The following is a 22,665-nucleotide window of genomic DNA, read 5'->3' as shown; positions in this document are numbered from 1 at the left end:
CATGTCAGATGACAGCGCCGTGACGGCTCAATGACGGGCGGATGAATTTGTTTTAGGGCAGCAGAATTGCAGCGAAACGTACGGTGTTTTTAATAAATTATTTTTAACTGTTCTGTTTGTGACAGCATTCAAAAAATTAACGCTAATTTACATCACGCTTTCAGCTCCCATACAGAATACAGCCTGCGGATGTTCTGCTAGGTTAAAGGATGAACCCTTCTTGTCAGGCCAACTTTTAAAATGATTAACGCAATAAAACTATCGGATGGTTTTCGCCGCAACTTTGTGCGTGAAGTTATTTTGCCGCTGCTGGCAATTTTGCTTCTGACCTTTGTCGGCGCGGGCGTGGGTCTGTTCTGGGGCACAGCGTTAAGCAATAACGAAGCGCGCGATCAGCAACAGCGCATGATCCAGGCTTCGTTTACCCAGAGCCTGACGGAACATCTGCGCCAGCTGCGCAGCCTGACGCGCTGGTCTCCGCTGGCCGATCAGCTGGCGTCGTCGCATCCCGATCAACGCTGGCTGACGCAAAATGTCGGCGGCTGGCTCTATGACATGTTTGATCACCAGCTGGTGGTGCTGCTGGACCGCGACAACCAGCTGATCAACGTGTGGCGCAATGGCCAGCCGGTGCCGGACAAACGCATCGGACCTTATCTGCAGGACATGCTGAACAGTCCGCTGGTGCAAAACAGCGATGTGGTAGCCGGCCCCACCGATCACGCCGATTTCGTGCGCATCGGTCAACGCGCCGCCGCGCTGGCGGTGGGCGATATCAGCAGTACCAAACAGGCCGGGCGCTATCGTCTGGTAAGCATTAAGTTTCTCGACGATGGCTATCTGCGCAACCTCGCCGATCGCAGCCAGCTGCGTCAGTTGCATTTCAGCGACAGCGAGCCAGCGGGGAAAACCAAAGCGCGCTATCTGCTGAACTCACAACAGGGCGAACCGGTCGGTTACCTCAGCTGGAATCCCGATAAGCCCGGCGCGCAGATGTTACGCACCCTCGGCCCGTCTACCTTGCTGTCGGTGATCCTGATTACCGTGCTGTGTTTGGTGATGGTGCGCCGCATCTGGACCTCGTCACTCAAGCTGTCGCAGTCGCTGCTGAAACTCGGGGCCAGTGAAGCGCAGGCGCAGCATCTGGCCTTTCATGATGTGTTAACCGGTTTGCCCAATCGTTCCCTGGTGGAAGATCGCTTAACCCAGGCGCTGGCGCTGGCCGGACGCCACGATCAGCGCGTGGCGCTGCTGCTGCTGGATCTTGATCGCTTCAAAAATATCAATGATACCTACGGCCATCACGCCGGCGATGAGTTGATCATTGAGGTGGCGCGCCGCCTCAATGAGATTGTGCGCACCAGCGACACCGTGGGCCGCATTGGCGGCGACGAGTTCATCATCGTGATGCCGGATGTGGAGAATATTGGTCAGGTGCAATCGCTGGCGAAACGCATCATCAGCCGCCTGAGCGAGTCGTATCAGCTGGTGGGCAGCGAGCTGTGGGTAGGCGTCAGCATCGGTCTGGCGCTGGCGCCAAAAGACGGTATTGATCGGCTGGAGCTGATGCGCAAAGCGGATATCGCGCTTTATGACGCCAAAAACCACGGACGCGGCCAGTATCGCCAGTTCGAAAAAGTGATGGATGAATCGCTGCGCACCCGTCAGCAGATGGCGGCGGATTTGCGTCAGGCGCTGGTGAAGTTTAGTGGATTAGCGGTGTGGTATCAGCCGCTAATGGATATCAGCGGCCAGCAGGTGGTGGGTCTGGAGGCGCTGTTGCGTTGGCATCACGCCATGCGCGGCGACGTTGCACCGGGTGATTTCATCGCCATCGCCGAAGAGACCGGCATGATCATCCCGCTCGGCGAATGGGTGCTGCGCGAAGCCTGTAAAACGTCGCTCAAGCTGCCGGATATTGTGGTGGCGGTGAACGTCTCGCCGGTGCAGTTCCGCGCGGTGAATTTTGTTGAGCGCATCATCCATATCGTGCAGGAAGAAGGTGCCGATCCGCAGCGCATGGAGCTGGAGATCACCGAAGGCGTGCTGATCGAAGATGAACACGAGGCGCGCAACAGCATCATTGCACTGCGCGAAGCCGGCTTCCGGATTGCGCTGGATGATTTCGGTACCGGCTATTCAAGCCTTAATTACCTCAGCAGCTTCCCGGTGGACAAAATCAAGATTGACCGTTCGTTTACTCAGTCGCTGGGCGTGGCGCAGAACTCTACCGCGATTGTGGAATCGGTGGTGCGGTTAGGTCACGCGATGGGCTTAACGGTGACCGCTGAAGGCGTGGAAACCGAAGGCCAGAAAAACGCGCTGGCCGATGCAGGCTGTAATCAGCTGCAAGGCTATTTGTTTAGCCACGCGGTGCCGCTGGATGACATTTTGACCATGTTGCCGCCCGCTTCCCGCCCTTAACGCTCCCGCGCGGCGGCCGCCGACTGCCGCGCTTTTCTCGCTCACGCATTGAAAAGCCGCATGCGCATCGGGACCATTCTCGTACCCTGATTAACGCGTTTAACCCATCCTCTCGTCTGTGCGCTTGCCAGCCCAAGCCGGACCGGCATGTTGCCCGCCCGTTTCGGCAAGCAAGGCGTCAATCCCTTCTTTTACTCTGTTAAGGAACTACAGATGAACACACGCTATCCGGATTACACCCTCGACACCGACCGCGCGTCGCGTGAAAACGGTTCAACCGCCTATATCGCGCTCGATAATTCAACTTATGTGATTGAGCAAACCGCCACCAAAACCCTGAGTAGCTTCCCTGAAAGCCTCGTCAGTGACACACCGGTAAGCTACGCGCACCAGCCTTCGTCTTACGCTTATGGCGTAAAAGCGATCACCCCGGTTATTCGCTATGCCTGGGATGACGTTGGACAGGAGCAAGGCGTGCGTGCCAGCGGCAACCGCACCGATGATGCCGCTCCGACCCTGCGCGGCACCGGCCCGGCGAACACTTACATGGACATTATGTTCACCAATGGCAGCGTAACCCGCTACAACGGTATCACCACCGATGCTGACGGTAACTGGAGCTGGACGCCACGCGCCGATTTGGCCGATGGTACCTGGACATTTAAAGTGCAGGCCGACGGCCAGGACACATGGAGCAATGCGTTCACGCTGATCATCGAAACCCCGGCGGCACCGGACGCGCTGATTACCCACATCTACGATAACGTGGGCAGCGAGCAAGGCGAGCGTTTCAGCGGCAGCATTACCGATGATGCGATGCCGACACTGCACGGCACCGGACCGGCTAACACGCTGATTGATATCCTGTATACCGATGGCGGCAGGGTGCGCACCAACAGCACCTTCACCGACAACGAGGGCAACTGGAGCTGGACGCCCTGGCAGAATCTGAATGACGGCTACTGGACGTTCCAGGTGCAGGTTGAGGGCGCACCGAGCTGGAGCCAGAGCTTCGCGATCACCATTGATACGCCAGAAGGCCGTATGGCGATGCGCGACGCTGAGATCTCCCATATTACGGATAACGTCGGCAGCGATCAGGGTGACCTTTACAGCGGCAGCATCACTGACGACGCGTTGCCAACCCTGCATGGCACCGGTCCGGCTAATACGTTGATCGATATTTTGTATACCGATGGCGGCAGGGTGCGCACCAACAGCACCTTCACTGACAACGAGGGCAACTGGAGCTGGACGCCCTGGCAGAATCTGAATGACGGCTACTGGACGTTCCAGGTGCAGGTTGAAGGCGCACCAAGCTGGAGCCAGAGCTTCGCGATCACCATTGATACCTCAGCAAATACAGCAAGCGGTGATGACGCGTTTGACAACGCGTTAACGTCACTGAGTTTTGGCGATCTGCTGTCCGTTGTTGATAGTGACGTATTGATTGATAACGGTAAAACGCAGTACATGCTGGACAGCGACGCCAACAACGTGGTGAAGCTGGAGGATATTTTGTCCGGCAACGATATTGACGGCTGGCAACAGCAGCAAGGCACCCTCACCGTTGCGGGCATTCAATACGATGTTTATCAGTACACGGATGAGACCGAATTACTGGTGCAACACGCCGTTTAAACGCTGATGATTTAGCGGCGCTAACTGAGCATCGCGACTACCAAGCCATACAGCCTTTGCTGTGTGGCTTTTTTGTTTGTGGGCGGCGTGAAAAAGCTGCCCGGTACAAAACAGGACGACACCATGATAGGACTCAAGAACAGTCGGTTATTGAATTATGATTTCACCGCTGCGGGCACCTGTTTTCCGCACCCGCCGTTGCGCGGCCAAACGTAATCATCACTCAGAATCTGCACGTCATCGTTTTGGCGTGATTTATCGCGCGTGCCAGAGTTTCTCCCCTTGCGTTCCACCAGGAATTTTCCTTCTTTGCAGACGGTTCTTGATACAGGTCCGTAACACGTTGCTCTACCATCCCCGCCGCTGTGCGATGTCGTGTAAACCGCGACGCACCTAATTTGACAACACATTATGGACGATACCTATGAATGATTTATTAGCCCGCAGCCCGGTGATATATCGCGAAAGCGCCGACGGCAAACTGGTGTTTGGTAACAAAAACGCGCTGGAGCCCGGCGGCTTTATCGAGCTGGTGATTGGCACCGACACCTTCCGCGTCCCGGTAAACGACAAAGGCTTTTACCGCTGGGAAGCGCCGACGCCCTACGCCGACGGCGAGTACAGCTTCTCCATCCGCCACTTTGACGCCGCCGGCAACCGCAGCACGCCGACGCTCGGCATCCAGATTGTCGACACCACCCCGCCGGACGCGCCGGAGCTGGTTAACCTCTACGACGACCAGGGCGCCGTGACCGGCAGCTTTGACCCCGGCAAGGCCACCGACGACAAACGCCCGACGCTGACCGGCATCGCGCAGAAAGGCAGCACCGTTTACCTGCTCAACGACAAAAATGAAAAAATCGGAAGCGCGGTGGCGGACAAGGTCACCGGCAAGTGGGTGATGGAGCCGGCGCAGGACCTGCAAGACGGCATTAACAGCCTGCGCCTGATGGCCGAAGAGACCTTCGGCGGCAAGCTGCGCGCCGGCGCGCCTTCGGCGGCGTTTGACATCGTGATTGTTGGCGACAACGCCACGGTTACCATTACCGATGCGTTTGACGACGCGGGCAGCTTCACCGGGGCGCTCGGCAACGGCGCGCTCACCGACGACGCCACCCCGACCCTGCGCGGCGAGGTCTCCATCGGCAGCACCGTTATCGTCTATTACCGCCTCGCCGGCAGCCCGACCTGGGCCGGCAGCGCCACCGCCACCGTCAGCGGCGACACCTGGACCTGGACGCCGGGCAGCAACCTGCCGTACGGCCGCTATGAGTTCCAGGCCAGCACCGGCGACGTCGCCTCGGCGCTGTTTGAGCTGGAGATCGTCAGCCCGTCCGATATCGTCCTGCGCCCCCGCTTTGAAACGGTTATCGACGACTTCGGCGATGCCACCGGCCTGCTGGAAAGCGGCGCCATCACCGACGACGCCACGCCCACCTTCCAGGGCCGGGCGGAAGCCAACAGCCAGGTGGTGATCCGCTATACGCTGGCGGGCGGCGCTGCTGCCTCCGTCACCGTTGACGCCGACAGCACCGGCCGCTGGAGCTGGACGCCGGACACTGAGCTGGCCGCCGGCCAGTGGTCGTTCGACGTCAAATCTCTGGGGCAGACGCACTGGAACGACAGTTTTGATCTGATCATTGTTTCCGAAAGCGACGGCGGCTTTGCGCCCGTCATCGATTACGCGGTGGATGATTTCGGTCCCGTGACCGGCAACCTCGCCAGCGGCAGCAGCACCGACGACAGCACGCCAGCGCTGCACGGTCGCGCCGAAGCCAACAGCCTGGTGATCCTGCGCTACACCCTGGGCGACGGCCACTATGCCAGCGCCAGCATAAAAGCAGATGCAGGCGGCAACTGGTCTTGGACGCCGCCGGAGCTGGCCAGCGGCAGCTGGACCTTTGAGGTGAAGAAAACCGGTCAGATGGACTGGAGCAGCTTTACGCTCACCATCGATCCCAATGCCGATCGCAACGCCAGCATCGACAGCGCGCTGGATAACGCGGGCCCGGTAACCGGCAGCCTGAGCAGCGGCGCATCCACCGACGACACCACGCCAACCCTGCGCGGCACCGGCCCGGCCAGCAGCGTTATCACCCTGCGCTACAAGCTCGGCAACGGTAGCTATACCCTCGACAGCGTGAGCGTGGATGCAGACGGCAACTGGTCGTGGACGCCGGATACGCTGGCGAAGGGCAGCTGGACCTTTGAGGTGCAGAAAGCCGGCCAGAGCGACTGGAGCAGCTTCCGGCTGACCATCGATCCGGACCTCGATCGCTACCCGACCATCGACAGCGCGCTGGATAACGCGGGCCCGGTGACCGGCAGCCTGAGCAGCGGCAGCAGCACCGATGACACCACGCCAACCCTGCGCGGGACCGGCCCGGCCAACAGCGTTATCACCCTGCGTTACAAGCTCGGCAACGGTGGCTACAGCGTCGACAGCGTGAGCGTGGATGCAGACGGCAACTGGTCATGGACGCCGGATACGCTGGCGAAGGGCAGCTGGACCTTTGAGGTTCAGAAGGCCGGCCAGAGCGGCTGGAGCAGCTTTAAGCTGACCATCGATCCGGCGCTGGACCTGAAGCCAACCATTGACAGCGCCTGGGACGACTTTGGCGCGGTAACCGGCAGCCTGACAAGCGGTGACACCACCGATGACAACACGCCAACCCTGCGCGGTACCGGCGTGGCCGGCACCATCATCCACTTCCAGAACGGCCTGGCGGGCGGTTCCTGGGTTAATGTGGGCAGCACCGTCGTTAAAGCGGACGGCACCTGGGAGTGGACCTCACCGGTGCTGAGCAAAAACGGCACCTGGGAGTTTCACGCGAAGGCGCAAAACGGCGACGTTATCAGCGGCTGGACCGGGAAATTTATTCTGAAGTACGTTGCTGCCGCCGGACCGGTGATTACCGATGCGCTGGACGACGTCGGCCCGGTAACCGGCAGCCTGAGCAGCGGCGCGTCCACCGATGACAGCACGCCAACCCTGCGCGGCACCGGCCCGGCCAACAGCACCATCACCCTGCGCTACAAGCTCGGCAGCGGCAGCTACGCCTCTACCACGGTAAACGTTGATGCAAATGGTGACTGGTCATGGACGCCGGATACGCTGGCGAAGGGTAGCTGGACCTTTGAGGTGCAGAACGCCGGCCAGAACGGCTGGAACAGCTTCCAGCTGACCATCGATCCGGACCTCGATCGCTACCCGACCATCGACAGCGCGCTGGATAACGTCGGCCCGGTGACCGGCAGCCTGAGCAGCGGCAGCAGCACCGATGACACCACCCCAACCCTGCGCGGCACCGGTCCGGCCAACGGCACCATCACCCTGCGCTATAAAATGGACGGCGGCAGCTACGCCTCCACCACGGTGAGCGTGGACAATGCAGGCAACTGGTCATGGACGCCGGATACGCTGACAAAAGGCAGCTGGACCTTTGAGGTGCAGAAAGCCGGGCAGAACGACTGGAGCAGCTTCACGCTGACCATCGATCCGGACCTCGATCGCTACCCGACCATCGACAGCGCGCTGGATAACGCGGGCCCGGTGACCGGCAGCCTGAGCAGCGGCGCGTCCACCGATGACACCACCCCAACCCTGCACGGCAGCGGCCCGGCCAGCAGCACCATTACGCTGCGCTACAAGCTCGGCAGCGGCAGCTACGCCTCCACCACGGTGAGCGTGGACGGCAACGGCAAGTGGACGTGGACGCCGGATACGCTGGCAGAAGGCAGTTGGACCTTTGAGGTGCAGAAGGCCGGCCAGAGCGACTGGAGCAGCTTCACGCTGACCATCGATCCAAACCTGGATCGCAACGCCACCATCGACAGCGCGTTCGACAACGTCGGTCCGGTGACCGGCAGCCTGAGCAGCGGCGGCAGCACCGACGACACCACGCCGACCCTGCGTGGCAGCGGCCCGGCCAACAGCACCATTACGCTGCGCTATAAAATGGACGGCGGCAGCTACGCCTCCACCACGGTGAGCGTAGATGTTAACGGCACCTGGTCGTGGACGCCGGATACGCTGGCAGAAGGCAGCTGGACCTTTGAGGTGCAGAAGGCCGGGCAGAACGACTGGAGCAGCTTCACGCTGACCATCGACCCGGTTCTCGATCGCTACCCAACCATCGACAGCGCGCTGGATAACGAGGGCCCGGTGACCGACACGCTGCGCAGCGGCGACACCACCGACGACAGCACGCCGACCCTGCGCGGCACCGGCGTGGCCAACAGCGTCATCACCCTGCGCTATAAGCTCGACAGCGGCAGCTACGCCAGCACCACAGTAAACGTGGACGGCAACGGCAAGTGGACGTGGACGCCGGATACGCTGGCCAGCGGCAGCTGGACCTTTGAGGTGCAGAAGGCCGGCCAGAACGGCTGGAGCAGCTTCACGCTGACCATCGACCCGACCGTGGACCACGATGCCGTGATCACCAGCGCCTGGGATGATTTTGGCGCCGTGACCGGCACCATTGCCAACGGCGGGATCACCGACGACAGCACCCCGACGCTGCGCGGCACCGGCCCGGCCAACAGCAGCATCACGCTGAAGTACAGCAACGGCGACCGCAGCGCCGGCATCATGGTTAAAGTGGATGCCAGCGGTAACTGGACGTGGACCGCGCCAGAGCTGGAGGAGGGACACTGGACCTTTGAGGTGAAGAAGACCGGCCAGGAAAGCGCGAGCCGCTACGAGCTGACCATTGATGCCAACGCGGACCGCAACGCCAGCATCGACAGCGCGTTCGACAACGTCGGTCCGGTGACCGGCAGCCTGAGCAGCGGCGCGACCACCGATGACACCACGCCAACCCTGCACGGTACCGGCCCGGCCAACAGCGTTATCACCCTGCGCTACAAGCTCGGCAACGGTGGCTACACCCTCGACAGCGCGAGCGTGGATGCAGACGGCAACTGGTCATGGACGCCGAATACGCTGGCGAAGGGCAGCTGGACCTTTGAGGTACAGAAGCCCGGCCAAAACGGCTGGAGTAGCTTTACGCTGACCATTGATCCAACCGTGGATCGCAATGCGACTATTGACTACGCCTATGATAATTTTGGTGAAGTGAAAGGCATGATCGCGCGTGGTGGTATCACCGATGACGCCACCCCAACCCTTTCCGGTACCGGCCCGGCCAACAGCGTGATCTCCTTACGTTATAAGCTCGGCAGCGGCACCTACACTACGACCAGCGTCAGTGTCGATGCCAGCGGCAACTGGAGCTGGACGCCGGATGCGCTGGCGAAGGGCAGCTGGACTTTTGAGGTGCAGAGGGCCGGTCAGAGCGACTGGAAAAGCTTCCAGCTCACCATCGAACCTACCGCCGACCGCAAGCCGATCATTGAAAGCGCATGGGATGACTTCGGTGCCACCACCGGCCTTATTGCCAATGGCGGCACCACCGATGACAGTACGCCGACCCTGCGCGGCACCGGCGCGGCGAACAGCACGATATTGCTGCGCTATTTCCGCCTGGCCACCATGTATGAAGACACCATCAACGTTGACGCCAGCGGTAACTGGACATGGACTGCGCCAGAGCTCATTGACGGCCAGTGGACCTTTGAGGTGAAAAAACAGGGAGATTACAAATGGAACAGTTATGAGCTGACCATTGATTCCAACGCGGACCGTGACGCCACCATCGACAGCGCGCTCGACAACGCGGGTCCGGTGACCGGCAGCCTTGCGAGCGGCGCCACCACCGATGACACCACGCCAACCCTGCGCGGCAGCGGCCCGGCTAACAGCGTCATCACGCTGCGCTATAAACTCGGTAACGACAGCTACGCCTCCACCACCGTAAACGTGGACGGCAGCGGCAAATGGACGTGGACGTCGTCCGCGCTGGCGAAAGGCAGCTGGACCTTTGAGGTGCAGAAAGCTGGCCAGAGCGACTGGAGCCGCTTCCAGCTGACCATCGATCCGACGCTGGATATGCAGCCCATCATCGACGATGCCTGGGATAATTTTGGCGCGGTCACCGGCAGCCTGAAGAGCGGTGACACCACCGACGATAGCACGCCTACCCTGCGCGGACGTGGCGTGGCCGGCACCATCATCCACATCGAGAGATGCCTCTCGGGTATGCAGTGGGCGAGCATGGGCAGCACCGTGGTGAAAGCCGACGGCACCTAGGAGTGGACCTCACCGGCGCTGAGTAGCAGCAATACGTGGAACTTCCAGGCCCGCGCGCAGACTGGCGATCATTACAGCGCGTGGAGCGACAAATTCGTAGTGGAATACGTCGCGGCAGCGCCTGGCGCGCCTGTCATCACCGATGCGTTTGACGATTTTGGTACCGAGACCGGCAGCCTCGCCAGCGGTGATACTACCGATGACCAGACGCCGACCCTGCGCGGCACCGCACAGGCAAACAGCGTGGTGATGATCCGTGCACAGCATGCGGCGGGTGAGAAAATCTTCAGCGTGAAAGCCAGTGCGGATGGTAACTGGAGCTGGACGCCGGAAAAGACGCTGGCGAAGGGGGACTGGGATTTCCAGGTAAAAAATTCTGGCGCAGAAAGCTGGGGTCAAACATTCGAATTGAATTTGGATAGAGGCCCTGTTAAAAGTTCAATAATTGATTTTGAGAGATTTGATGCGGGTGATGTTGAACCTGGAAATAAGTATTTTTTTGAGGATGATTATATTTTCCGAGTATCTGATTTTTGGGGAGATTATAAACTCTCTCATGTAGTTGACACGCCAGATGATGCGCCTGATATTTTTGGAGATAAATGTTTTGTTATAGGAGAAGCTACTGTAGCCGCCGTAGGACACAATACCACTACAGGTGGTCGTCTGTTCGATAATTTCAAATGTGACATTTGGAACAGAGCAGATTATGACATTAGAATAGAAGGCTTTTATATATCATACAAAAAAAATGGTCATCCGCAGGATTTTACAATTATCATAAAAGCTGGGGAAGTTTTGTCGCTAAATATGCAAGATTATTTTGAAGATAAGTCCCTACAGCCTGAGATATATCATATAACTTTCAAGTTTCAGCAATACATGCATGATCTTTATATAGATAATTTAACTATTGAATATAGCCCTGACGCAATGGTACCTTCAGCGGATAAAGTAGAAAACCTCGTCCACGTCCTTGACGGCGTCGACGCATTAACCGAGCACGCCATCATCGGCAGTGAAACGCAGGTGGATACTTTGCAATTAACCGGCAAAGATCAGCTGCTCGATTTATCTCAGCATCAAGCAGAGATTCAGTCGGTGGAGATCTTCGATATTCGCGGCAGCGGGGATAATACGCTGAAAATCGATCTGGATGCGCTGCTGCATTACGGCGAAAAAGATCTGTTTATCGAAGACGGTAAAACCCAGCTGATGGTAAACGGCGATGCCGGCGATGTGGTGCAGCTGAAAGATATTCTGCCGGAAGGCAGCGATATCAGCGAATGGCAGCATCAGCAAGGCACGGTGACGGTTGCGGGCGTGGAGTATGAAGTGTACAGCCACGGCGACGACGCGGAACTGCTGGTGCAGCAGGGGGTGAAAACCGAGCTGATTTAACGGTTAGATCCTCTATTATCTGTCTGGAAAGCCACCGAAATTCGGTGGCTTTTTTTTGTTGTTTACCCACTCAGAACCTTCGGGCACCGCGCCCCGGCGGGCATTACACGGCCAGCCTCTGCGGCTGCGGTTAACTCATCTGGCCGTATCCGCCCGCCCGGCCCTTTCCCCTTCTCTCTCTCCGTTCCTCCAAAAGTTTTCCTCCTTTGCAGACGGTTCTTGATACAGGCCCATAACATGCTGCTCTACCATCCCCGCCGCTGTGCGATGTCGTGTAAACCGCGCCAATCCTACTTTTACTAAGCATTATGGACGATACCTATGAATGATTTATTAGACCGCAGCCCGGTGTTATATCGCGAAAGCGCCGACGGCAAACTGGTGTTTGGTAACAAAAACGCGCTGGAGCCCGGCGGCTTTATTGAGCTGGTCATCGGCACCGACACCTTCCGCGTCCCGGTGGACGACAAAGGCTTTTACCGCTGGGAAGCGCCGACGCCCTACGCCGACGGCGAGTACAGCTTCTCCATCCGCCACTTTGACGCCGCCGGCAACCGCAGCACGCCGACGCTCGGCATCCAGATTGTCGACACCACCCCGCCGGACGCGCCGGAGCTGATTATTCTTTACGACGACCAGGGCGCCGTGACCGGCAGCTTTGACCCCGGCAAGGCCACCGACGACAAACGCCCGACGCTGACCGGCATCGCGCAGAAAGGCAGCACCGTTTACCTGCTCAACGACAAAAATGAAAAAATCGGCAGCGCGGTGGCGGACAAGGTCACCGGCAAGTGGGTGATGGAGCCATCGCAGGACTTAAAAGACGGCATTAACAGCCTGCGCCTGATGGCCGAAGAGACCTTTGGTAAACAGCTGCGCGCCGGCGCGCCTTCGGCGGCGTTTGACATCGTGATTGTTGGCGACAACGCCACGGTTACCATTACCGATGCGTTTGACGACGCGGGCAGCTTCACCGGCGCGCTCGGCAACGGCGCGCTCACCGATGACGCCACGCCGACCCTGCGCGGCGAGGTCTCCGCCGCTGACACCGTTATCGTCTATTACCGCCTCGCCGGCAGCCCGACCTGGGCCGGCAGCGCCACCGCCACCGCCAGCGGCGACACCTGGAGCTGGACGTCGGGCAGCAACCTGCCGTACGGCCGCTATGAGTTCCAGGCCAGCACCGGCGACGTCGCCTCGGCGCTGTTTGAGCTGGAGATCGCCAGCCCGTCCGATATCGTCCTGCGCCCCCGCTTTGAAACGGTTATCGACGACTTCGGCGATGCCACCGGCCTGCTGGAAAGCGGCGCCATCACCGACGACGCCACGCCCACCTTCCAGGGCCGGGCGGAAGCCAACAGCCAGGTGGTGATCCGCTATACGCTGGCGGGCGGCGCTGCTGCCTCCGTCACCGTTGACGCCGACAGCACCGGCCGCTGGAGCTGGACGCCGGACACTGAGCTGGCCGCCGGCCAGTGGTCGTTCGACGTCAAATCTCTGGGGCAGACGCAATGGAACGACAGTTTTGATCTGATCATTGTTTCCGAAAGCGACGGCGGCTTTGCGCCCGTCATCGATTACGCGGTGGATGATTTCGGTCCCGTGACCGGCAACCTTGGCAGCGGCAGCAGCACCGACGACAGCACGCCGACCCTGCGCGGACGCGCCGAAGCTAACAGCATAGTCATGATGCGCTACTGTCTGGACAGCGACAATTACATCACCGCCAGCGTGGTAGCCGATAGCAGCGGTAATTGGCAATGGACGCCTAACGTTGAGTTAAGCGAAGGTCGCTGGGTCTTCGAAGTACAACATCCAGGTCAGGCTGACTGGAATAGCTTCACTTTAACCATCGACTCTCATGCCGATTTCCGTCCTACCATTGAATATGCCATTGATAACGTTGGCCCATACATGGGCAGGCTCGAAAATGGTGTTAGCACGGATGATACTACTCCAACCTTACACGGAACGGCGGAAGCAGACAGTATTGTATTTATCCAGACAACCTATAAAGAAACGACAAGAATTTACAGTGTGAAAAGCGGCGCTGACGGTAAATGGCAATGGACCCCGCCATCAGCGCTTGCAAAAGGTGACTGGGATTTTCAAGTCAGTAATAAATCTGATAAAGATTGGGGTAATAAATTCGAACTCAACGTGGATTATGCTGGAACAATAACGCCAGAAGCGACTAGATATTACGATAATGTCGGCGCCAATCAAGGCTGGAAAGTATGGACTGGAGGGAGTATTACCAATGATCCTACCCCTTTGCTTGAAGGTACCTATTTGCCGAATCAATCATTTTATCTTGTTTACACGTCACGAAACGGTCAAGTTGTTCAACAGGTAACGGCTAATAGCAATGGCATTTGGCAATATCAAATAACGACACCTATGAAAGATTTTGATGCTTATCATTCAACACCAATAGATTGGACCACCCGATCTGATGGCTCATATTCAAACTTAATCCGTTACCTGCACCACAGTACCACTGTGCCTGAAAATCAAACACCATGGACAGGTATCAAAACATTGGAGCAGGATTCAGGCGAAGCCTTAACGCTTGATGATGCTAAGAGCGAATCAGAGTCTAGTTATAAGTTTTCAAGCTCGACAAATTCGAATGATCCATTATCAAATACTCAGTATGGTATTAATAATGTCGTTACATATGAAAACCATCACCAAACACTCGATTTATCCACGAATGATCCGTCATTTAAAAACATAAATATTGTAAATATTTCTGGCAACGGAACGAATGTTCTTAAATTGGATCTTTCTTCACTTCTTCAGCATAGTGAAAAAAATCTATTAATTGATAATGGTAATAAACAATTGGTGGTACAAGGGGACCACGGAGACACAGTTCAACTCGAAGATATTCTGCCAGAAGGCAGCGATATCAGCGAATGGCAGCATCAGCAGGGAACCGTGACGGTCGCGGGCGTGGAGTACGAAGTGTACAGCCACGGCGATGACGCGGAACTGCTGGTGCAGCAGGGGGTGAAAACCGAGCTGATTTAACGGTTAGATCCTTCTAAATCTGTCTGGAAAGCCACCGAAATTCGGTGGCTTTTTTTTGCTGTTTAGCCACTCAGAACGTGCCGGCACCGTGCCCCGGCCTCCGTTACACGGCCAGCCTCTGCGGCTGCGGTTAACTCATCTGGCCGTATCCGCCCGCCCGGCCCTTCCCCCTTCTCTCTCTCTCCGTTCCTCCAGGAGTTTTCCTCCTTTGCAGACGGTTCTTGATACAGGCCCGTAACACGCTGCTCTACCATTCCCGCCGCTGTGCGATGTCGTGTAAACCGTGCCGCACTTACATTGACAACACATTATGGACGATCCTTATGATTGATTTATTTGCACGCAGCCAGACCCTTTACTTTGAAAACGCCGACGGCAAGCTGGTGTTTGGTAACAAAGAGAAGCTGGAGCCCGGTGGCTTTATTGAGCTGGTCATCGGCACCGACACCTTCCGCGTCCCCGTAGACGACAAAGGCTTTTACCGCTGGGAAGCGCCTTCCGCCTACGCCGACGGCCACTACAGCTTCTCCATCCGCCACTTTGATAACGCCGGCAACCGCAACCCGCCGACGCTCGGCACCGTGATTGTTGACACCAGCGCCCCCGCCGCCCCTGAACTGCTTAACCTCTACGACGACCAGGGCGACAAAACCGGCAGCTTCGACGCCGGCAAGTCCACCGACGACAAACGCCCGACGCTGACCGGCATCGCGCAGAAAGGCAGCACCGTTTACCTGCTCAACGACAAAAATGAAAAAATCGGCAGCGCGGTGGCGGACAAGGTCACCGGCAAGTGGGTGATGGAGCCGGCGCAGGACTTAAAAGACGGCAGCAACAGCCTGCGCCTGATGGCCGAAGAGACCTTTGGTAAACAGCTGCGCGCCGGCACGCCGTCTGCGCCGTTTAACATCATTACCGGCAACGGCAGCGCGCAGGTTGAACACACCGGTGACGCCGCCGCCGCGCCGGTCAGCGAGGCCGCACCGGCCGCCACCGAACCGCTGGCCCGCAGCAAGACCCTCTACTTTGAAAGCGCCGACGGCAAGCTGGTGTTTGGCAACAAAGAGAAGCTGGAGCCCGGCGGCTTTATTGAGCTGGTCATCGGCACCGACACCTTCCGCGTCCCGGTAAACGACAAAGGCTTTTACCGCTGGGAAGCGCCGACGCCCTACGCCGACGGCGAGTACAGCTTCTCCCTCCGCCACTTTGACGCCGCCGGCAACCGCAACCCGCCGACGCTCGGCACCATGATTGTGGATACCACCGCGCCGGACGCGCCGGAGCTGATTAACCTCTACGACGACCAGGGCGCCGTGACCGGCAGCTTTGACGCCGGCAAGGCCACCGACGACAAACGCCCGACGCTGACCGGCATCGCGCAGAAAGGCAGCATCGTTTACCTGCTCAACGACAAAAATGAAAAAATCGGCAGCGCGGTGGCGGACAAGATCACCGGCAAGTGGGTGATGGAGCCATCGCAGGACTTAAAAGACGGCATTAACAGCCTGCGCCTGATGGCCGAAGAGACCTTTGGTAAGCAACTGCGCGCCGGCGCGCCTTCGGCGGCGTTTGACATCGTGATTGCCGGCGACAACGTCACGGTTACCATTACCGATGCGTTTGACGACGCGGGCAGCTTCACCGGCGCGCTCGGCAACGGCGCGCTCACCGATGACGCCACGCCGACCCTGCGCGGCGAGGTCTACGCCGCTGAAACCGTTATCGTCTATTACCGCCTCGCCGGCAGCCCGACCTGGGCCGGCAGCGCCACCGCCACCCTCAGCGGCGACACCTGGAGCTGGACGCCGGGCAGCAACCTGCCGGCCGGCCGCTATGAGTTCCAGGCCAGCACCGGCGACGTCGCCTCGGCGCTGTTTGAGCTGGAGATCGTCAGCCCGGCCGATATTGCCCTGCGCACCCGCTTTGAAACGGTTATCGACGACTTCGGCGATGCCACCGGCCTGCTGGAAAGCGGCGCCATCACCGACGACGCCACGCCCACCTTCCAGGGCCGGGCGGAAGCCAACAGCCAGGTGGTGATCCGCTATACGCTGGCGGGCGGCGCTGCTGCCTCCGTCACCGTTGACGCCGACAGCACCGGCCGCTGGAGCTGGACGCCGGGCACCGGGCTGGCCGCCGGCCAGTGGTCGTTCGACGTCAAATCTCTGGGGCAGACGCACTGGAACGACAGTTTCGATCTGATCATTGTTTCTGAAAGCGACGGCGGCTTTGCGCCCGTCATCGATTACGCGGTGGATGACTTCGGTCCCGTGACCGGCAACCTCGGCAGCGGCGACAGGACCGACGACAGCACGCCAGCGCTGCACGGTCGCGCCGAAGCCAACAGCCTGGTGATCCTGCGCTACACCCTGGGCGACGGCCGCTATGACAGCGCCAGCATAAAAGCAGATGCAGGCGGCAACTGGTCTTGGACGCCACCGGAGCTGGCCAGCGGCAGCTGGACCTTCGAGGTGAAGAAGAGCGGTCAGATGGACTGGAGCAGCTTTACGCTCACCATCGATCCCAATGCCGATCGCAACGCCAGCATCGACAGCGCGCTGGACAACGCGGGCCCGGTGACCGGCAGCCTGAGCAGCGGCGCGTCCACCGATGACACCACACCAACATTGCGCGGGACCGGCCCGGCCAGCAGCGTTATCACCCTGCGCTATAAAATGGACGGCGGCAGCTACGCCTCCACCACGGTGAGCGTGGACAACGCAGGCAACTGGTCGTGGACGCCGTCCGCGCTGGTGAAAGGCAGCTGGACCTTTGAGGTGCAGAAGGCCGGCCAGAGCGACTGGAGCAGCTTCCGGCTGACCATCGATCCGGACCTCGATCGCTACCCCACCATCGACAGCGCGCTGGACAACGCGGGCCCGGTAACCGGCAGCCTGAGCAGCGGCGCGTCCACCGACGACACCACGCCGACCCTGCGCGGTACCGGCCCGGCCAACAGCGTTATCACCCTGCGCTACAAGCTCGGCAACGGTGGCTACACCCTCGACAGCGCGAGCGTAGATGCCAGCGGCAACTGGTCATGGACGCCAAATACGCTGGCGAAAGGCAGCTGGACCTTTGAGGTGCAGAAGGACGGCCAGAGCGGCTGGAGCAGCTTTAAGCTGACCATCGATCCGGCGCTGGACCTGAAGCCAACCATTGACAGCGCCTGGGACGACTTTGGCGCGGTAACCGGCAGCCTGACAAGCGGTGACACCACCGATGACAACACGCCAACCCTGCGCGGTACCGGCGTGGCCGGCACCATCATCCACTTCCAGAACGGCCTGGCGGGCAGCTCCTGGGTTAATGTGGGCAGCACCGTCGTTAAAGCGGACGGCACCTGGGAGTGGACCTCACCGGCGCTGAGTGGCAGCAACACCTGGGACTTCCGGGCCCAGGCGCAGACCGGCGATCACTTCAGCGCGTGGAGCAACAAGTTCGTGGTGAAATACGTTGCGGCGGCGCCTGACAAGCCGACCATCACCGATGCGTTTGACGACGTCGGTCCGGTGACCGGCAGCGTGAAGCACAACGGCTACACCGATGACAGTACGCCAACCCTGTGCGGCAAAGGCGTGGCGGGCAGCATCATTCACTTCCAGAACGGCCCGTGGGATAAGCCGTGGGTGAACGTGGGCAGCACGGTGGTGAAAGCGGACGGCAGCTGGGAGTGGACGTCGCCGGCGCTGGACCACAGCGACAACTGGCACTTCCGCGCGTACGTAGAGAACAGCAACGGCCAAAGCGACTGGTCAGACAGCTTTATTCTGAACTACACCGATCCGACACCGACCATTGTTGACGCGCTGGATGATTTTGGTGCCCAGACCGGCAGCCTGCAGAACGGTGATACCACCGACGACAGCACGCCGACCCTGCGCGGCAAAGGCGTGGCCGGCACCATCATCCACATTCAGAGCAGCCCGCCGGGCGTGCCGTGGGAGCCAGTGGGCAGCACCGTGGTGAAAGCGGACGGCACCTGGGAGTGGACTTCACCGGCGCTGAGCAGCAGCAACACCTGGGACTTCCAGGCCCGGGCGCAGAACGGCGATCACCTCAGTGCGTGGAGCAACAAGTTCGTGGTGAAATACGTCGCGGCAGCGCCTGACAAGCCGGTCATCGTCGATGCGTTTGACGACGTCGGTCCGGTGACGGGCAGCGTGAAGAGCGAGGGCTACACCGATGACAGCACGCCAACCCTGCGCGGGCGTGGCGTGGCGGGCAGCATCATTCACTTCCAGAACGGCCCGTGGAATAAGCCGTGGGTGAACGTGGGCAGCACGGTGGTAAACGCCGACGGCAACTGGGAGTGGACGTCGCCGGCGCTGGATCACAGCGATAACTGGCACTTCCGCGCCTGTGCAGAGAACAGCAGCGGTAAAAGCGCCTGGTCAGACAGCTTTATTTTGAACTACACCGATCCGGCGCCAACCATTACCGATGCGTTTGACGATTTCGGTGCCCAGACCGGCAGCCTCGCCAGCGGTGATACCACCGATGACAACACGCCAACCCTGCGCGGCACCGCAACGGCGAACAGCGTGGTGATGATCCGTGCACAGCATGCGTCGGGGGAGAAAACCTACAGCGTGAAGGCGGGTGCGGATGGTAAGTGGAGCTGGACGCCGGATACGGCGCTGGCGAAAGGGGACTGGGATTTTCAGGTGAAGCAATCCGGAGCGGAGAGTTGGGGAGAATCGTTTGAGCTAAATATTACGAAGGATTATTCAGGTAGAAAAGGAATAGTCGATTTTGAAGATATGTACTTAGGTCCGCGTTATGGTGCAGGAATTCTTTTCAACGGAAATTGCGCACTTGCTTGGGGGGACAGATATCATCCCGAAGTGTTAAGTGCCTATATTATACAAAAGCCAAATGGCGCTCCTGATTATTTTGGAGAGCATTGTCTTGTTCCGAATTGGGCCGAATTAGAAATCCAAGGTGGTAAGATAGTAGATATTGGTTTCGATGTATATAATAGAGGAACTACAGATTTAACATTCCGAATGACTGTAAGCAGTCGTATCGCAGAAACCTATACTATTAAACCTGGCGAAACACTTCATTTTGATCGTGATAGTTACAAGAACACTTTTGATGGAACCAAAACTGAAAGTTTGGTCCTACTCTTTTTTGGACCGGCTAATCAATTCGTTTTTGATAATATATATACTATTGTTACACCACCAAGCACCTCGGCACAGTTGGTAGATGAACCCGAAAACATTGTCCACTTCCTCGATGGCGTCGACGAATTAACCGAACACGCCATCACCGGCAGTGAAACCCAGGTGGATACCCTGCAGTTAACCGGGAAAGACCAGCTGCTCGACTTATCTCAGCACAAAGCAGAGATTCAGTCGGTGGAGATCTTCGATATTCGCGGCAGCGGGGATAATACGCTGAAGATCGATCTGGATGCGCTGCTGCATTACGGCGAAAAAGATCTGTTTATTGAAGACGGTAAAACCCAGCTGATGGTGAACGGTGATGCCGGCGATGTGGTGCAGCTAAAAGATATTCTGCCGCAAGGCAGCGATATCAGCGAATGGCAGCATCAGCAAGGCACCGTGACGGTCGCGGGCGTGGAGTACGAAGTGTACAGCCACGGCGATGACGCGGAACTGCTGGTGCAGCAGGGGGTGAAAACCGAGCTGATTTAGCGGTTAGATCCTCTATTATCTGTCTGGAAAGCCACCGAAATTCGGTGGCTTTTTTTTGTTGTTTACCCACTCAGAAATTTCGGGCGTCGCGCACCGGCTGGCATTGCGCGATAAATCGCGCCGCTACGTTGCGCGGCGGTCACGTCACACATCTTCCGCCGCGATGGCCGCGGCAGCGATCCCCTCTTCATCCGGCATCACCCCATCGCCTGCGTCATCAAACCATAAGCCTGCATCGCGCCGGGCTGTGGCGCCCATGGCGTGCCGCGCACCATGATGGTGGGCGCATCCACCTGCTCCAGACCCAGGGTTTTCAGCCATTGCGCCAGCGGTAACGCGGCGTCGGTATCGATGCGCACAAACTCGCCATGCAGGGTTTGCATCAGGGCGGCAATCAAGGTTTGCGCGCTCGCCAGATTCAACGCAATCACCGGGCCAATCGACCAGCCGTGACCAAAACGGCGCAGGCTGGCAAAGCCCTGCACGCGCTGCTGCGCATCCCGCAATATCCGGGTTTGTGCAGCGGTGATCAGGTGGGTGATTAACGCGGGGCGCCACAGGCCGTGCGCCTGGTGATCGAGGGCGGTCAACGGTTGTGCCTCTGCGGGCAGTGCGGGACGCAGCGTGAAACCGGGTGGCACCGTTAACGCCGGCACCGCCGCCAGCGCGCGCGTCTGATGCTGCAGGATCTGGCCCGCTACCGTAAAACCGAGTTTCTGGTACAGCGGTTTGCCGCTCTCGGTGGCGTGCAGCCGCAGCCGGTAATCAGGGAATTGTTCCAGCAGCGCCAGCATCAACTGTTTGCCGATGCCCAGCCCTTGCCAGCGTGGGCTGACGATGACGAGTCCGATGGTGGCCGCCTGCTCGCCCCAGCGAAATCCCAGCGCGCTGCCGGCGTAGTCGCCCTGATGTTCGGCCACCGTGCCTGCGCCGAACGTCAGCGCCTGCTGCCAGTCTTCGCGGCGATGCGGCCAGTGCAGTTGCTGCGTGAGGACAACGCCGGAATCGATGTCGCGTGGCGTCATAGCGCGTAGCCTGATCATGTTTGCTCCTGATGTGCGGGGAATGCCCCTGTCTTTAGCACATTTCAGGGCGGGGATGAAAGCGGGAACGCGGTTGCGAGGCGGTGCGGCCGGGTTGCGCCGCACCGTGCTGGATCAAATCTGGAAGTCGATGGCCGGTTCGTTTTCGGTTTCGTAGGAGAGCGCCTGACGCTTAATCTCCTCCAGCGACAGGTTGGCATTACAGAGTTCGAGGAACTGCCAAACGTAATTGCGTTGCAGCTGGCCGCGCTTCAGGCCGAGCCACACGGTATTGGCATCGAACAGATGATGGGTGTCGATTTTTACCAGATCTTCGCCTTCGTAAATATCGCACGCCTGATCGGCGAGAATCCCCACGCCAAGACCGAGTTCCACGTAGGTTTTCACCACGTCAGAATCCTGCGCGCTGAGCACGATATCCGGGCGCAGACCGGCGGCCTGGAATGCCCGATCCACCCGCGAACGGCCGGTGATGCCCTGACGATAAGTGATTAACGGATAGCGGCTCAGGCTGGCGAGCGTAATAGGCTGCTGCTGTAACAGTTCATGATCGTGCGGCACCAGCAGCGAGTGATGCCAGCTGAACCACGGGAACGCCGCGAGACTGCTGTTGTTCACTAGCTGCTCGGAGGCGATACCGATATCGGCTTCACCGGCCAGCAGCATGGCGACGATCTCCTGCGGCGATCCCTGATTGAGCTCAAGGCGCACGTTGGGATAGAGCTGGCGAAACGCTTTGATCACGCGCGGCAGGCTGTAACGCGCCTGGGTGTGCGTGGTGGCGATGGTCAGCACGCCGCTGGTTTCATTGGTAAACACATCCGCTAAGCGGCGTACTTTGCCCGCTTCATCAAGGATGCGCTCAGCAATGGTCAACAGCGCCTTGCCCGGTTCGGTCATGCCTAACAGTCGCTTGCCACGACGAATAAAGATTTCTACGCCCAGTTCATCTTCCAGATCGCGAATATGGCGGCTGACTCCGGATTGGGAGGTAAACAGCGTATTCGCCACTTCGGTCAGGTTGAACTCGCAACGGGCCGCTTCACGTATAATTTTAAGTTGCTGGAAATTCACACCCTTTTCTCCTGATTCCTGCCCCTGTTTCGTCCATGTTATGAAGTTGGTGTCATCGCAACAAATAATAAAAAACGGTGTGTTATGCGGAATAGTAATAAGGAGTCGTTTGAAGGACGCCCTCACCCCCGCCCTCTCCCGCTGTACAGTCCGGGGACATGGTGAACACTTGTTCGGGGACATGGTAGACACTTACAACTAAGGCATAAGAACCCGTTTATGGAGT

At 58.8% G+C, this 22,665-nt stretch carries 8 protein-coding genes; 6 read left to right on the top strand and 2 right to left on the bottom strand.

Annotated elements, in window-relative coordinates; genetic code table 11:
- Positions 1 to 240: 240 nt before the first annotated feature.
- The 6 genes from DEU53_RS21900 (at position 241) to DEU53_RS23015 (ending at position 20,322) form a co-directional block, all read left to right on the top strand.
- Positions 241 to 2,424 carry an EAL domain-containing protein gene (locus DEU53_RS21900; protein WP_110868341.1) on the top strand — a complete coding sequence of 728 codons (2,184 nt, stop codon included), beginning with the start codon at positions 241 to 243 and terminating at the stop codon, positions 2,422 to 2,424.
- A 213-nt stretch (positions 2,425 to 2,637) separates the two neighbouring features.
- Positions 2,638 to 4,065 carry an Ig-like domain-containing protein gene (locus tag DEU53_RS21895; RefSeq protein ID WP_110868340.1) on the top strand — a complete coding sequence of 476 codons (1,428 nt, stop codon included), beginning with the start codon at positions 2,638 to 2,640 and terminating at the stop codon, positions 4,063 to 4,065.
- Between the two features lie 424 nt (positions 4,066 to 4,489).
- Positions 4,490 to 10,219, top strand: a complete 5,730-nt coding sequence (locus DEU53_RS21890; protein ID WP_110868339.1) for an Ig-like domain-containing protein — start codon at positions 4,490 to 4,492, stop codon at positions 10,217 to 10,219.
- Between the two features lie 99 nt (positions 10,220 to 10,318).
- On the top strand, positions 10,319 to 11,620 hold the full coding sequence (locus DEU53_RS21885) for an Ig-like domain-containing protein (protein ID WP_110868338.1): 1,302 nt from the start codon (positions 10,319 to 10,321) through the stop codon (positions 11,618 to 11,620).
- A gap of 321 nt (positions 11,621 to 11,941) precedes the next feature.
- Positions 11,942 to 14,656 carry an Ig-like domain-containing protein gene (locus DEU53_RS21880; protein WP_110868337.1) on the top strand — a complete coding sequence of 905 codons (2,715 nt, stop codon included), beginning with the start codon at positions 11,942 to 11,944 and terminating at the stop codon, positions 14,654 to 14,656.
- 323 nt (positions 14,657 to 14,979) lie between these two features.
- Positions 14,980 to 20,322 carry an Ig-like domain-containing protein gene (locus DEU53_RS23015; RefSeq protein ID WP_158527646.1) on the top strand — a complete coding sequence of 1,781 codons (5,343 nt, stop codon included), beginning with the start codon at positions 14,980 to 14,982 and terminating at the stop codon, positions 20,320 to 20,322.
- A gap of 197 nt (positions 20,323 to 20,519) precedes the next feature.
- Here DEU53_RS23015 and DEU53_RS21870 read toward each other — a convergent pair whose 3' ends face one another.
- Together DEU53_RS21870 and cbl are read right to left on the bottom strand one after the other, a co-directional pair.
- Positions 20,520 to 21,365, bottom strand: a complete 846-nt coding sequence (locus tag DEU53_RS21870; RefSeq protein WP_110868336.1) for a GNAT family N-acetyltransferase — start codon at positions 21,363 to 21,365, stop codon at positions 20,520 to 20,522.
- 114 nt (positions 21,366 to 21,479) lie between these two features.
- Positions 21,480 to 22,439 carry an HTH-type transcriptional regulator Cbl gene (gene cbl, locus DEU53_RS21865; RefSeq protein ID WP_101762578.1) on the bottom strand — a complete coding sequence of 320 codons (960 nt, stop codon included), beginning with the start codon at positions 22,437 to 22,439 and terminating at the stop codon, positions 21,480 to 21,482.
- Positions 22,440 to 22,665: the final 226 nt, after the last annotated feature.

Source organism: Pantoea sp. AG1095 (assembly GCF_003208415.1).
GTDB classification, from domain to species: domain Bacteria; phylum Pseudomonadota; class Gammaproteobacteria; order Enterobacterales; family Enterobacteriaceae; genus Pantoea; species Pantoea leporis.
Note: the sequence above shows the minus strand (reverse complement) of the source record. Positions and strands in the feature narration are given on the sequence as shown.

Coding starts and splice junctions, on each gene's coding strand:
- DEU53_RS21890 (WP_110868339.1), top strand. CDS start 4,490: ATGAATGATTTATTAGCCCGCAGCCCGGTGATATATCGCGAAAGCGCC.
- DEU53_RS21895 (WP_110868340.1), top strand. CDS start 2,638: ATGAACACACGCTATCCGGATTACACCCTCGACACCGACCGCGCGTCG.
- DEU53_RS21880 (WP_110868337.1), top strand. CDS start 11,942: ATGAATGATTTATTAGACCGCAGCCCGGTGTTATATCGCGAAAGCGCC.
- DEU53_RS23015 (WP_158527646.1), top strand. CDS start 14,980: ATGATTGATTTATTTGCACGCAGCCAGACCCTTTACTTTGAAAACGCC.
- DEU53_RS21900 (WP_110868341.1), top strand. CDS start 241: ATGATTAACGCAATAAAACTATCGGATGGTTTTCGCCGCAACTTTGTG.
- DEU53_RS21870 (WP_110868336.1), bottom strand. CDS start 21,365: ATGATCAGGCTACGCGCTATGACGCCACGCGACATCGATTCCGGCGTT.